The following is a 14,172-nucleotide window of genomic DNA, read 5'->3' on the forward strand; positions in this document are numbered from 1 at the left end:
AGCAGCGGCGAGGAGGGGAGGAAGTGGATCACCGATCTGCCCGGCCTGGCCTCGGAATTCCTGGAGCGCTGGGAACTGCGGCGGGACGGCGAAAGCGGGTTCGGCGAGGCCGCGTTGGTGCTGCCGGTGCTGCGCGGCGACGGCACGCGGGCGGTGCTGAGGCTCCAGATGCCCAAGGAGGAGACCGCTGCCGCCGTGATCGGGCTGCGGACCTGGAACGGCGACGGCGTGGTGCGGTTAATCGACCACGACCCGGTGAGCGGCGCCCTGCTGCTCGAGCGGCTGAACGGGGCCCGCACCCTGGCGTCCGTCGAGGACGACGACGTCGCGACAGCCGTCCTCGCCGAGCTGCTGGCTCGACTCGTCTCGGTCCCCGCGCCCGCGGGACTGCGGGGGCTCGGCGACATCGCCGCCGGCATGCTGGAGCAGGCTCCCCAAGCGGTGACGGCGCTCGCCGACCCCGCGGACCGGCGGCTCCTGCGGACCTTCGCGTCGGCGGTGTCCGAGCTCGTCGACGAGCCTTCAGACCGGCTGCTGCACTGGGATCTGCACTACGACAACGTCCTCGCCGCCGAGCGCGAGCCATGGCTCGCCATCGACCCCGAACCGCTCGCCGGCGACCCCGGGTTCGACCTGTGGCCCGCCCTGGACAGCCGGTGGCAGGACGTGGTCGCGACGGGCGACGCGCCGCGGATCGTACGGCGCCGCTTCGACCTGCTGACCGACGTGCTCGACCTGGACCGCCAGCGCGCGCTCGGCTGGACCCTGGGGCGGCTGCTGCAGAACGCGTTGTGGGACGTCGAGGACGGCGAGTCCGCGCTCGCCGCACCTGCCGTCGTGCTCGCGCACGCACTGCTGAACCGCTAGCGGCCGGGCGTCTCCGAGGGCCACGGCGGTCTTCCGGCTCGCCGGGAGACCGCCGCTCGCTTCTCTCTGGGCCTCCTGCCCGGGCGCTACCCGTTGCAGCCGGTGAACTGCTCGCTGGTCTGGGCGGAGTACACGCTGGCGCCGCCCGCGTCGTCGTTCCTCAGCGGGACGGTGATGGTGTCCTGAGCGCTCCAGGCGAAGCCCTGCGCGTCGAACGTCCACATGCCGGCGACCTTCGTCGCCAGCTCCGACAGCGCCACCCAGCCGTACTGCTTCTGCGGCACGGTGACGGTCAGGCTGTTGCCCAGATCCTGGCCGAGGTTCATGGTGACCGAGCCGGTCACCGTGGTCCCGACCGTCGCCTGCAGGGCGGGAGCGGCGCCGCCGGACAGCGAGGAGGAGAGGGTGAAGCCGATCGTGGACGACCATCCGGTGGTGGTGTTGAGGGTGAAGGTCCACGGCACGGGCGCGGAGGTGCCGTTGTACCAGACGGGGGACACGCACACCTTCGGCAGCGGCGCGGCGGGCGCCTGGCTGCCCTTGGTCCAGGAGCAGGTGGAGACGTCCTTGGCGCAGCGGGCGCCGGCGTAGTCGACGGCCATGTTCCACGCCGCCTCACGGGCCGTCTGCGGCAGGACCCACTGCTGGGCCTTCGTGCCGTTGCACCGGTAGTTCTGCGTCCACGCGTCGTTGTGCTGGGCGTTCTGGACGACGTCGAGACAGGTGTTGGTGGCCTTGTGACGGATCATGAAGACGCCCTGGCCGGCGCCGGTGACGGGCTGGAAGTACCAGTTCTCGCTCGCGCGGCCGTCGCACACCTGCTGCCGAAGAGGCAGACCGGCGTCGACGCACTTGCCCGTCGCGTTGTTGACGAGGGTGAACGAGGAGTCCGAGCCGGTGCTGTTGACACGCCACGACTGGTGGTGGCCGGGGGCGGAGTTGGTGACGATGAAGACGCCGTTGCCCGTGTTGCCGTTCTGCACGTCCAGATTGCGGCCGTTGCTGGCCGAGGTGAGCGCTATCTCGCCCAGCGCGGGAGGTGCGCCGGCGGGCGTCGAAGTTGCGCCGGCGGCCGTCGAAGGGGCGGCCGAGGCGGGGGAGGCCGTGATGCCGAGGGCGATGCACACCGCCGCCCCCAGGGCGGCGATGACCGTTCGCGAGACCGAGGTTTGTCTCGACGGCATGGCTGACATAGTCGTCCTTCTCTCTCGTGGCCTGGTGCGGACGCGCTGCGCGGTCCGCCGTGCGCACGGGCCTGCCGACGCCCCGCTGCACCAGGGGGTGGGCGGACCGCGGTGCGACGCACGTGAGCTCTGACGGTGGGTGTCGCGTGCCGGGCGGGCTGTGCGGCCCGGCACGGGCGAACCGGTGATCCGGACAGAGACGGTCAGGAGCGGCCCTCGGGCGGCGAGCCGGTCCAGCCGGGTGCGCCCACGGCCCGCAAGGCAGTCACGGCGTGCCGGCGACGCCCATGGGCGCGCCGAGTAGTCCCGACTCGCCTCATGGCAGGGCCGCGTAGGCCGGGACAGAGGCGGCGAGGGCTGGCGCCGGGCTGATCGCTGTGGCGGCCGCGCTGTGCTCGTATGCCCCGAGTCGGTGTCGCAAGCGCACGCACTCCTCCTGTCCTGAGGGTCGGCGGCGGGTCACTGATCGCCGCCGCGAGCATGACATTCAGGGCGCGGCCAGGGCTCTACAGGTGTCGGCCATTCCAGAGGCCTTTCCTGCCATCTACACGTTTCTGCGTCGGGCCTCCCCGCGCGCCCGGTCCTCGTCTGAGAAACACGGGCAAGCGCAAGGCGCCTGACGGGCAGAGCCCAGGTCAGGCGCCTTGCGCTGGCGACACCCCAGCTGCCTAGGAGGCGTCGGCGACCATCGCGGCGAGCACGGAGCGCCAGTCTTCCCCGGGCTGCTCGCGCAGCGCCGGCGCCAGCCGGTCCGCGTGGTACTGCCACGGGTGGTCGAGGTCCGGATGCACCCGATCGACGAGCTGTACGTCGCTGTCGCCCGCGAGGAGCCCGCGCAGCTCGACGGCGAGGTCCTGCCATGCGACGTGCCCGCTCACCGCGTTGGCCACGCCGTGCACGGGCGTGTCCAGACAGGCGGTCACCGCACGGGCCAGGGCGGCCGCGTGGACCCACGGGGCGCCGTACCAGTCGCGCCCCGCCGTGCCGGGCCGGGGAAGAGCGATCGGCTCTCCTGCCAGGGCCGCCTGATAGAGCATCCCGGTCGCGCCCCAGCGCAGCTGGTCGCGCAGCCGGTCGTGCGGACCCCACACGATGGGCGAGCGCACGACGCTCGCCCCGCCCCGGCCCTCGGTGCCGGCCGCCCGCATCAGCATCTGCTCGCAGTCGAGCTTCGCCTGGCCGTACGCGCTCAACGGCTGCCGGGAGGCCGACTCCTCGGCCACCCACCGCTCCGCGGGGCGCCCGTAGGCGTCCACGCTGCTGACGAAGACGAACGGGCCGCCGTGCCAGGCGTCGACCATCGCCCGCATCGCCGCCACGTCCACCTCGGGACGGGTGAACGTGCAGGCGGCGTGGATCACCGCGTCCGCGCTCTCCACGGCGGCGCGCAGGCCGTCCAGGTCGGTCAGATCGCCCTCGACGACGTCCACGCCGTGCCCGGCCACCAGGTGCGCCGACTCGGGGCGGGCCAGCGCGAGCACCGGTCGCCCCTGGGCGGCGAGCTCGCGCAGCACGAATGCTCCGACGCCGCCCGTGCCGCCGGTCACCAGCACCGTGCCCTCGCGAGAGGGCCGCGTCCGGGACGACGTCGTGGCCGCCTTGGCCGCTGCGGCCGTCCGCTGCGTCTCACGCGCCTCCAGCAGCGCGGCGAGCGCGCGCGGCGTCCGGTGCTGCATCACATCGAGGCCGGTCAGCGGCAGTTTGAGGCCGACGCGCAGGCGCTCTGCGAGCTGTACGGCGATCAGCGAGTGGCCGCCGAGGACGAAGAAGTCGTCGTCCGGCGCGGGAGTCCGGCCCAGCAGAGCGGCGAACGCCTCCGTCACCGCCTGCGCCCGGTCCCCGTGCAGCGCGGGCGCCGCTGCCGCCCCGGGCAGCCGGCCGGCGTCCACAGTGCCGTCGGCCTTCCGCGGCAGCGCGTCCAGCAGCGTCACCACCGCGGGGACGAACTCCCGGGCCAGGGCGGACCGCAGATGGGCCCGCAGCTCGACGGGGGAGGGACCACCGGTCTCCCGTAGGACGGCGTAGGCGATCAGCGGTCCGCTCGCCGGCTCCGGCACGGCCGCCTCGCTCACCTGCGGATGCGCCCGCAGCAGGGTCTCGGCCGGATGGCGGTCGTCCTCGACCGGGACCGCCCACGGCCGGCCGGGCAGCCGCGACAGCGTCAGCCCCGGGTCGACGGCGACCGCGGCCAGCAGCTCGGCGAAGCCGCCTGCCAGCTGGTCTCCGGCCTCCGGATCCAGGGCCGCCTGCCCGTACTGGACCAGGCACGCGGGCTCGTCGGTGTCCACAAGGCCGAAGGACAGGTCGAACTTGGCCCCGCCGAGGGCGACGTCGACCGGCTCGGCGACCGTGCCGGGGAGCGCCAGCGCCGTGGGCCTGCGCAGGACGTCCGCGGTCACCCGCACGAGCGGCGTGCCGTCGGCGTCCCGCCCGGCGGCCCCGAGCCGCTCCAGGATCAGGTCGAAGGGAACCTCCCGGTGCTCCTGGGCCTCCAGCAGCGCGTTGCGCACCCGCTCCACGACGATCCCGAACTCCGGGTCCCCGGAGAGGTCCACGCGCACCGGAAGGGTGTTGACGCACAGCCCGACGAGACCGCGCATCGCCGCGCCCTCGCGGTGGGTGGCGGCACAGCCGATGACCAGGTCGTCCTCGCCGGTGAACCGGTGCAGCGCGGCGAAGGCGGCGGCGAGGGACACCGTGAAGAGGGTGGCCCGGCGCTGCCTGCCCAGCTCGCGCAGCGCGGGCAGCACCGACTCGTCGAGCCTCGCGGTGCGGGCCACGGCCGGCCGCGCGCCCAGGTCGGCGGAGGGCCGCGCCGGCCGGGGGAGCCGCAGGGGCGCGGCGCCGTCGAGCCGACGCGTCCAGTGGCCAAGACCTTCGTCGAGGCGGCCGGCCGACGCGTGCTCCCGGCGCGCGTAGTCCGCGTACTGCGGCGGCTCCGGCTGCTCGTCGGGGCGCCCGTCCACGGCTGCCGCGTACAGCTGCGCCAGCTCCTCGGCGACGGTCTCCAACGACCCGCCGTCGATGGCGATGTGGTGGAAGGTCAGCAGCACGGTGTGGTCCTGCGGGCCGTGCCTCAGCACCAGCGCACGCGGCAGGGGACCCGCCGCCAGGTCGAACGGACGGCTCGCTTCCGCCGCGAGGGCCTGGGCGCCGTCGCCGTCGGCCTCCACCACCGGCACGGCGATCGTGTCGGGCGCGGGCAGCGTCTCCTGGTACGGCTCGTCGCCGCGCTGCCCGTAACGCGTGCGCAGGACGGCGTGGCGCCGTACGAGCGCGGTCAGCGCCACGGCGAGGGCGTCCACGTCGAGCGGCCCGTGCAGCCGGGTGGCGAAGGGCACGCTGTAGAGGGAGCCGCCCTGGCCGAGACGGTCCATCAGCCACATTCGGCGCTGGGCGTGCGAGAGCGGCGCGGGACCCTGGTCGCGGTCGGCCGCGGGAGCCGGGGCGGCCGGTCGGGCGCCGGCGCGGGCCCGGGCCCTGCGCAGCAGCTCCTCCTGCAGCGCGGCGGAGCCGGGGGTGGTGTCAGTGGCCATCGGTGTCCTCCGGCGCGTCGGGGTGGAGATCGCTGTGCTCGGCCAGCAGGGCGCGCTCGACGAGCGCGGCCTGTCCGGCCACCGTGGGGGCGCCGAAGAAGTCCGGCAGGGACAGCTCCACTCCGAGCTCCTCGCGCAGGTCGTCCGTGACGACCAGGGCGAGCAGGGAGTGGCCGCCGTAGGCGAGGAAGTCGGCGTCCGGCCGGTTCACCTCGCAGCCCAGACTGCGGCTCCACACCTCGGCGACGGCCTGCTGGAGCGGGGTCAGCGCCTGGGCGGCGTCCTGGCCTGTGGCCGTGCCGTCCAGTGCGGCGAGCGCGCGCCGGTCCACCTTGCCGGAGACCGTCAGGGGCAGCCGCTCCACGAAGGTCAGCTCGTCGGGGACCAGATGGGCGGGCAGCTGCTCGGCGAGCCGCGCCCTGAGCGTCTCGGCGCGGGGCACCGGGCCGGGCGCCGCCACGACGAAGGCGGCCAGGCGAGCGTCGTCCGCCGAGGGCCGACGCACCGTCACGGCGGCGTCGTCCACCTCCGCCAGCTCGCGCAGGATGTGCTCGACCTCGCCCGGCTCGATACGGAATCCACGGACCTTGACCTGGTCGTCGACGCGGCCGTGGAAGTCCAGGACGCCGTCCGGGCGCATCGAGACCAGGTCGCCGGAGCGGTACAGACGGCCCAGCGAGGGATGGTCCACGAAGCGCTCGGCGGTCAGCTCCGGCCGTCCCGCGTACCCGCCCGCCAGCCGGCTGCCGCCGATCCACAGCTCGCCGTGCTCGCCCTGCGCGACCGGCTGCCCGGTCGCGTCCAGGACGTGCGCGACGGCGCCGGCGACCGGGCGGCCGATCGGCACAGGACCGTCGCAGTCCGCGTCGGCGACCCGGTGGACGGTGGCGAACGTCGTCGCCTCCGTCGGCCCGTAGCCGTTGACCAGCTCCAGCCAGGGGAACGCGCGCAGCACGGCCCGGGCATGCTGGGCGGCCATCGCCTCGCCGCCCACCACCACCGTGCGCAGCGTCGAGAACACCCGGGAGCGGCGGGCGGCCAGCTGGTGGAAGAGCGCCGTGGTGAAGAACGCCACGGTCACGCCGTGCCGCTCGACCTGCTGGGCCAGCTCCTCGAAGGAGGGCCGGTCGGCGGTGCACACCACCACGGCGGCGCCGTTGGCGAGGGGCGACCACATCTCGAAGGTCGACGCGTCGAACGTGGTCGGCGAGTGGAACAGCACCCGGTCGCGGTCGGTGACGGCCGCGTACCGCGGGGCGGCGACCAGCTCGGCGACGCCCCCGTGGCGGACCGTCACGCCCTTGGGGAGGCCGGTGGACCCCGAGGTGAACAGGACGAGCGCTGTCGCGTCCGGGTCCAGCCCGACCGCGGGCAGCTCCGCACCGGTCAGCAGCGGCTCCTCGGGCAGCGCCAGGGTCGCGCCCATGCCGGCCGCGGACTCGAGCAGCTTGCCGTCGCCGACGGTCAGCGTGGCGCCGGCGGTGGCGAGCATCGCCTCGATCCGCGGACGCGGGTGCGCCGGGTCGAGCGGCACGCACGCCGCGCCCGCCCACCAGAGCGCGAGCTGCGCGACGACGGTCCGGGCCGAGCGCGGCACGAGCAGCCCCACCCGGTCGCCGGGGCGGACGCCGTGGTCGTGCAGATACGCGGCCAGAGCGCGGACAGAGGTGATCAACTGCGCGTACGTCAGCGTGGTGTCCCCGTCCATCACGGCCAGCGCCTGCGGGGTCTGCTCGGCGTGCCGCGCCACCAGGGCGGGCAGATCGGCGGCGTACGCGGACGGTGTGCGGTCAGCCGGCACGGGGCTTTCCTTCCTGTGGTCGGGGGAGTTCGCCAGGACAGTCGTCATCTCAGGCCCCTGCCGGTCTGACGGCCGCGCGGCGCTTGTCGAGCACGGCGGCAATGGCCCGAAGGTCGGGCTGGCGGAGCAGCTCCGGTGCGCGCAGCCGCACTCCGGTCTCGTCCTCGATCACGGTCAGCAGACGCGAGGCCGCGAGCGAGGTTCCGCCGGCCTCGGAGAAGTTGGCGCTCAGCTGGACGCGGGGGCTGTCCAGCAGGTCGCGCACCGCCCGCAGGACCAGCCGCTCGCTCTCGGTCGCTCCCTCGAGCGCGTCGCCGTCGTCCGCTGACTCGGCGCCGTCGGCCGACGGCTCGGGGGCCGCGGCCAGCTTCAGCAGCTCGGAACGGCTGACCTTGCCGTTGGCGTCGAGCGGGAAGGCGTCCACGATCCGCACGGCCGAGGGCACGGCCTGCTCGGGCAGCCACGCCCGTACGGCGGACAGCAGGGCCTCGGGCGTCGCTCCGTCGGATACGAGGACGTACGCCACCAGACGCGCGCTGCCGTCGGCGGAACGCGGCGCGGCGACGACCGCGCTGCGCACCGAGGGGTTCTGCTCGAACGCGGCCTCCACCTCGGCCGGCTCGATCCGCACTCCGCTGATCTTCACCTGGTCGTCGAGGCGGCCCAGGAACTCCAGGCTGCCGTCGTCCAGCATCCGCACCCGGTCGCCGGTGCGGTACACGCGGTCGATCCCCTCCGCGTCGATGCCGGGGGGCGGGGAGACGAACCGGCGTGCCGTCAGCTCCGGGTCCAGATAGCCGAGCGCCAGACCCGCGCCGCCGATGCACAGCTCCCCGCTCTCGCCGCGGGCGACGACACTGCCGTCCTCCGCGGTGACGACGACCGTGGCGCCCGTGATCGGCGTGCCGATCGACGGCGCGCTCGCGTCGCCCGCGTCGGGGTCGGTTGCGCGCATGGCGTGGGTGGTGGTGACGACGGTGGCCTCGGCCGGTCCGTACGCGTTGTGCACCGTGGCCGTCACGTCCGTACCAGGACGCCGGCGCATCCGGTCGCCGCCGACGACGAGGTGACGCAGGCTCAGGCCCTGGGGCCAGGGCCGGTCCAGGACCGGCTCGGCCATCGGGGTCGCCACGACGCACACCGTCAGGGCGGCGTCCCGCCACCATGCGGTGAGCTCGGCCGGGTCCCAGCGCACCGCGTCCGGAGCGGGGACCAGAGCCGCGCCGGACGTCAGACCGGCCCACAGCTCCATCACATGCGGGTCGAACGCGACGCCGATCAGCAGGGAGTGCCGGTCTCCGGGCGCAAGCCCGGTCTCGGTGCGGTACCAGTCCAGCATCGAGGACAGCGCGGGCTCGGCGACGGCCACGGCCTTCGGCCGCCCGGTGGAGCCGGAGGTCAGCACCGCGTAGAAGGCCTCCCGCGGAGCCGGGCGGGCGCCGGCCGCGGGGGAGGCGAAGGCCGCGACGGTCTTCGGGGCGGCGTTCGTGCCTTCGCCCGGCAGCGGCAGCGCGATCTGCTCGGCCTCGCGATGGCGGGCGGGCAGCACCGCGGGGTCGCCGATCAGAGCGGCCACGGCGACGTCCTCGGCGACCGCTTCCATGCGGCGCTCACCGGGGCGGGGGCCCAGCGGGAGGTAGACCGCGCCGATCCGGGCGAGGGCGATCGCGGTCACGACCAGCGCCGCCGAGCGGTCGAGGCAGACGCCGACCACGTCGCCCGCGCGGACCCGGTCGCCCAGGGCGCGAACGACGCCGTCGGCCGCCTCGTCCAGCTGCCGGTAGCTCCAGGCGTCCGTCCCGTCGACCACGGCAGGGGCCTCGGGAGTGCTGCGGACCCACTCCTCGTACCGGGACAGCACTCCGGCCGCGGCGCCCTCGGGAAGAGGGGCGCCGTGGGCGACGCTCGGCAGGGCGCCGAGGCGGCCGTTCGTCGGCTCGGAGGTCTGCTCGGCAGTCCCTCCCGTCGCCTGCGGGGCCTTGGTCGGCGTCGGCGTGTCACTCAGCATCTCGGTCATCACGACTCCGTCGGCGTGGTGGTAGCGGTGGGTGCGGCGGCGGCCGGCTGGGCGACGGCGTCCACGGCGCGCGCCTGGTCGGCCAGGACCGGGTTCTCGAACAGCAGCCGCAGCGGCGGCCGGACGCCGATGCGAGGCTCCAGCCAGGCGGCCAGCTGCGCGGCGAGCAGCGAGTGCCCGCCCGTCCTGAAGAAGTGCGAGGCCTCGGTGAACCGGCCGTGGCCCAAAACCTCGCGCCAGCCCTCGGCGAGCAGCGCCAGAGCGGGATCGGCGAACGCGGCGGGGTCGGCCTCGGCCACCGCGCTCTCCTCGGCCGGCGCGGCCGGCTCGAGTCCGGCGGCCAGACGGGCCAGCTCCGCTCGGTTCGGCTTGCCGCCGGCCAGCGTCGGCATGGCGTCCAGCCGCGCCCACCGGCCGGGCACGAGGGCCCCGGGCAGCCGGCGGCTCAGCTCGATGTGCATCGTCTGCTCGTCCCACGGCCCCTGGTCGTCGGAGTCCTCCAGGAATCCGACCAGGCGCGGTCCGCCCGCCGCCTCCCGGTCCAGCACGACGGCGCAGGAGCGTCCGCCGAGCACGGCGGACGCGGCGGCCTCCACCTCCTCCAGCTCGATGCGGTAGCCCCGCAGCTTGATCTGGTTGTCGCGCCGCCCCAGGAAGTGCAGCAGCCCGTCGCGGTCCCGGTAGCCGAGGTCGCCGGTGAGATAGACCCGCTCGCCGTTCAGCGCGTCGACGCGGACGAACCGTGCCGCGGTGGCCTCCGGGTTGCCGACGTACCCCTCGGCCAGACCGGCGCCGGCGATGGCCAGCTCGCCGACCGCGCCGGTCGGCAGCGGACGCAGCGCCGTGTCCAGTACGTGGATCCGCTCGCCGGGCAGTTCGGCGCCCAGGGGGATCTCCGCACCTGCCGGGAGGCTCTCCCGGGTGATCTCGTGGACGGTCGAGCTGATCGCCGCCTCGGTCACGCCGTAGACGTTGAACACGCGGGCGTCGGTGTCGGCGAGGAACGCGCGCATCGCGTCCGCCGGGATGCGCTCGCCGCCGAGCACCAGCAGCCTCGGCGCCCAGCGGCGCTCGCGCAGCACCGGCCGCAGGTCCTCGCGGGTGGCGAGGAAGTAGCTCGTCGGCAGGTTGGCGACGGTGACCCGGGCCGCGGCCAGCAGCTCGGCCAGCTCCGCTCCGGTGGGCACCTCCCGCTCCGGCACGACGAGGCAGGCGCCGGCGTACAGCGAAGGCAGGACCTCCTCCAGCGCCACGTCGAACGAGGGCTGGGCGAACAGCAGCACACGGTCCCCGGCGGCCAGGCCGAACCGCTCGGTCGCACCGGTCAGATGGTTCTCCAGGGCCGCCCGGCCCACCGCGACGGCCTTGGGTATCCCGGTCGAGCCCGAGGTGTGGATGATGTACGCCGCGCCGGCCACCACCTCGGCCTCGCGCGCGGCGGGGAAGGACGCGTCGTCGATCCGCGCGGTCGGAAGGTGCGCGGGCAGCGTCGCCCCCGCGCCCGCGGAGGTGAGCACCAGCGCCGGGCCGAGCCGCTCCAGCAGCAGCTCCAGACGGGAGGCCGGGTCGGTGGGCGAGAGCGGACAGTACACCGCGCCGGTCCGCAGACAGGCCAGCAGCGTCACCACCGAGTCGGCGCCGCGCGGCAGTACGGCCGCGACCGGCTGCCCGGCGCTCACACCGGCTTCCCGCATCCGACGCGCGAGGGAGGCGACCTGCTCGTCGAGGTCGCCGTAGGTGATCCGGCGGGCCCCGATCAGCAGCGCGGGCAGCGAGGCGTCGTGGGCGGCGGCCGGGTCGAGCGCGTCCCTGCCCTGGGCGACGGTGTGCGTCTGGGGCTCGGGGTCGACGGCTATCTGCGGAAGGGCGAGGTCGGCGAGCACCGTGCCGGGAGCGTCCAGGTAGGCGCGCAGCAGGTCCAGGAGGCGTCCGGCGAGCAGCTTCGCCACGTCCTCGCCGAGGAGGTCGGCGTCGTAGTCCCACACCAGCGTCATGCCGGGCGCCCCGCGCCGGGGGCCAACGCCCCGCCGGTCGTCGGGCAGCAGGACGACGTCGAGGTCGAACCGGGTGGTGCCGGTGTTGAACCCCTCGAACAGGGTGATGTCCAGACCCGGCGCCTCGATCTCGGGCAGGGCCGCGTCGTGCGCGCTGAACATGACGCTGAACAGGGGGTTGTCCGCGCCGGAGGTGTGCAGGGACAGCGCGCGGGTCAACTCCTGGACCGGCGCCTCCTGATGCGGAAGGGCGCGGATGAGGGTGTCCGTCACCTCGTCCATGGTGTCCTCGGCCGGGGCGTCCGGGTCCAGGCGCAGCCGCAGGGGGATCGTGTTGACGAACATGCCCACGACGTCTTCGAATCCGCGCGGGCGATTGCCGACGGCCGTGCCGACGACCATCTCGGAGCGGCCGCTGTGCCGGCGCAGAAGCTCCGCGAAGAGCCCGAGCAGCGTGGAGAACGGGGTGAGGCCGCGCTCGCGGGCGTGGACGCGCAGCCGCTCGGTCAGGTCCGCGCCGATCGACTGCCGCAGCTGTCCGCCGTGGTGCCTGCGCTGGACGCCGGGCCGGGTCAGGCCGGGCAGCGGCATGTCGTAGGAGGCGCCGCGCAGTTCCTCGGCCCAGTACTCAAGGCTCGCCTTCCGCGCCAGGGCCCGCTCGTCGGCTGCCTGCGCGCGCACATGGTCCTCGTACGAGGGCGCGGGAGGCAGCACGACCGGCTCGCCCAGGACATGGGCGCGGTACGCGGTGAACACGTCGCCCAGCAGGATCGCGAAGGAGTGCCCGTCGTGGATCAGATGGTGCTCGACGTGGACGAGCCGGTGCTGGTCGTCGGCGATCCGCGCCAGCGTCCAGCGCAGCAGCGGCGCCTCGTACGTGTCGAGCGGCGTCTCGGCCTCGGTGCGCAGCAGCTTCGCGAACGCGGCCTCCGGATCGGCCTCCCCGCGCAGATCCACGCTCCGCAGCCGGAGCGCGCAGTCGTCGGCGGTCCGCTGCGCGGGCATCTCGCCGGGGACGGCCACCAGCTCCAGGCGGAGCCCGGGGTGCCGGTCGAGCGCGGCGGTCAGTCCGTGGCGCAGGGCCTCGGTGTCCAGCGTTCCCCACAGATCGAGTGAGGCGGTGAAGTTGTACGCGCGGCTGCCGGGCTGCACTTGCTCGTGCAGCCAGACGATCTCCTGCGACGAGGAGAGCGGAAACATGGGCGATCCCTGAGGTTGTCGGGTCGGGTTCATCGGATGCGGGCCGGGGCACGGTCGTGCTCCCTGCCCGGGGTTAGCGGGCCGGTCCGCGGATCGCGCGGTCCGGCCGTGCTGTGCTCGGTCGGGTCGGGTCGGGGCGGCTCAGCCGCTGGAGGCTCGGGTGGAGCGGGGCGGCCGTGCACGTCTCGGCGGTGGTCCGCCTCGGTGTACGGCCGCGGCGTCAGCCGACGGCGACGCCGGCCGGCTCCGAGGCGGACAGGGCCGCGCAGAAGGCGTCGAACCCGTCGTGCGCTCTGTGGTCGCCGAGCACCTGGCGGTCCCACACCATGCGGACATGGAGCTCTGGCCCGTGGGTGACGGACACGGCGAACGGGGCGCGCACCTGCCGGCCGTCGACATGGACCTCGCGGCCCGTCGCCCCGCCGAGGCTGAGCGGCGGACGGCGAGCGGCGTCGTCGACGGTCAGCAGACCGTCCAGCCGGCCCGACCACAGGGACCCGGCCGACCGGGCGGCGTGCACGACCTCGTCGAAGGGGGTGTCCGCCCGGTCGAGGTCGTCCCACCAGCCGGCTGCCGTCGCCTCCGCGCCCAACGAGCCGTCCCCGCCCGGTCCGTCCGGGGCGGCGTCCGTCCCGGCGGGGAAGACGACGGTGTTGAGGAAGCAGCCGACCACCGGCGCCGCGGCGGCCGGACGGCCGCCCCACGGGTACCCGATCGGCGACACCTGACCGGCGCCGTACAGCACGCGGGCGGTGGCCCGGCAGGCGTCGAGCAGCGCGGGGAAGGGAGCGCCGGACGCCGGTGCGGGCAGCCGCGCCTCGGCCGCGCCGGTGGGCAGCGTGCCCGCGGCGAGAGCCTGCGCCCCCGGCAGCGGAGCACGCTCGCGCACCTGGCGCAGCCGCCCGCCCCAGTACTCCAGCGCGGCGGACGAACCCGCGCGCTGCTCGGCGTCGAGCTGCATCAGGACCGCTTCCCGGTAGCCGGCCAGCTCCGCGACCGCCTCGGCGAGCGCGAGGTCCCCGGGGCCGGCCCCGTCCCGGTAGGCGCTGCCCAGCTCCTCCACGATGCGCGCCAGCGACTGGCCGTCGCAGGCCGCGTGGTCCAGGACGACGGCCAGCACCTCCTCCTCGGCGTCCGGGCCGTCCTCGGCCAGGTAGAGCCGCAGCGGCGAGCCCTGCGCGGTCCAGGCGCCCAGGGCCCGACGCAGCGTGGCGGCCGCGTCCTCGCCCGGCGCCCCCACGAGGCGTTCCACCGGTACGTCCGGCTCCGCCAGGCGCAGCGCGGGAGTGCCGCGCAGCACCTGGGGACGGGAGCGCAGGACCGGGTGCCGGGCGGCCAGATGGTTCGCGGCGGCGCGCAGCCGGGCGGGATCCACGGTCCCCCGGGGGAAGGCGAAGAACATCGGGACGATGTCGGGCCGTCCGGCGGGGTCCAGCGAGCGCACCAGCACGAAGCGCCGCTGGGCTCCCGTCAGGGGCAGCAGTTCGACGTCCCCGTGGTCGGCGGCTATGCGCTGGAAGCGAGCCTGGTACTGGCCCGTGATGCTGAGGTGCACGGTGTCCTCTCTGTCGTG

The 14,172-nt window shown here is 75.0% G+C and carries 7 protein-coding genes; 1 reads left to right on the forward strand and 6 read right to left on the reverse strand.

Features of this window, described 5'->3' with window-relative positions; translation table 11 throughout:
• Positions 1 to 867 (forward strand): aminoglycoside phosphotransferase family protein (locus AB0M39_RS34095; RefSeq protein ID WP_365370704.1); only part of this gene is annotated, 867 nt, incomplete at its 5' end.
• An 86-nt stretch (positions 868 to 953) separates the two neighbouring features.
• On the opposite strand, the gene AB0M39_RS34100 is transcribed toward AB0M39_RS34095, so the two are convergent.
• The 6 genes from AB0M39_RS34100 to AB0M39_RS34125 form a co-directional block, all read right to left on the reverse strand.
• The gene (locus AB0M39_RS34100; RefSeq protein WP_365370706.1) at positions 954 to 2,051 is read right to left on the reverse strand and encodes an RICIN domain-containing protein; all 1,098 of its coding nucleotides are present in this window, start codon (positions 2,049 to 2,051) and stop codon (positions 954 to 956) included.
• Between the two features lie 668 nt (positions 2,052 to 2,719).
• On the reverse strand, positions 2,720 to 5,587 hold the full coding sequence (locus AB0M39_RS34105; RefSeq protein ID WP_365370708.1) for a condensation domain-containing protein: 2,868 nt from the start codon (positions 5,585 to 5,587) through the stop codon (positions 2,720 to 2,722).
• On the reverse strand, positions 5,577 to 7,388 hold the full coding sequence (locus tag AB0M39_RS34110; protein WP_365370710.1) for a non-ribosomal peptide synthetase: 1,812 nt from the start codon (positions 7,386 to 7,388) through the stop codon (positions 5,577 to 5,579). The genes AB0M39_RS34105 and AB0M39_RS34110 overlap by 11 nt, the downstream gene beginning before the upstream one ends.
• Positions 7,389 to 7,437: 49 nt before the next feature.
• A complete protein-coding gene (locus AB0M39_RS34115; protein WP_365370712.1) occupies positions 7,438 to 9,405 on the reverse strand; it encodes a non-ribosomal peptide synthetase in 1,968 nt (655 codons plus the stop codon).
• A complete protein-coding gene (locus tag AB0M39_RS34120) occupies positions 9,405 to 12,599 on the reverse strand; it encodes an amino acid adenylation domain-containing protein (RefSeq protein ID WP_365370714.1) in 3,195 nt (1,064 codons plus the stop codon). Before AB0M39_RS34120 ends, AB0M39_RS34115 begins: the two co-directional genes overlap by 1 nt.
• 220 nt (positions 12,600 to 12,819) lie before the next feature.
• Positions 12,820 to 14,154, reverse strand: coding sequence for a non-ribosomal peptide synthetase (locus tag AB0M39_RS34125; protein WP_365370716.1), 1,335 nt, complete (start codon positions 14,152 to 14,154; stop codon positions 12,820 to 12,822).
• Positions 14,155 to 14,172: the final 18 nt, after the last annotated feature.

Source organism: Streptomyces sp. NPDC051907 (genome assembly GCF_040681075.1).
In the GTDB taxonomy this organism is placed as follows: Bacteria; Actinomycetota; Actinomycetes; order Streptomycetales; family Streptomycetaceae; genus Streptomyces.

Coding starts and splice junctions, on each gene's coding strand:
- AB0M39_RS34100 (WP_365370706.1), bottom strand. CDS start 2,051: ATGCCGTCGAGACAAACCTCGGTCTCGCGAACGGTCATCGCCGCCCTG.
- AB0M39_RS34105 (WP_365370708.1), bottom strand. CDS start 5,587: ATGGCCACTGACACCACCCCCGGCTCCGCCGCGCTGCAGGAGGAGCTG.
- AB0M39_RS34115 (WP_365370712.1), bottom strand. CDS start 9,405: ATGACCGAGATGCTGAGTGACACGCCGACGCCGACCAAGGCCCCGCAG.
- AB0M39_RS34120 (WP_365370714.1), bottom strand. CDS start 12,599: ATGTTTCCGCTCTCCTCGTCGCAGGAGATCGTCTGGCTGCACGAGCAA.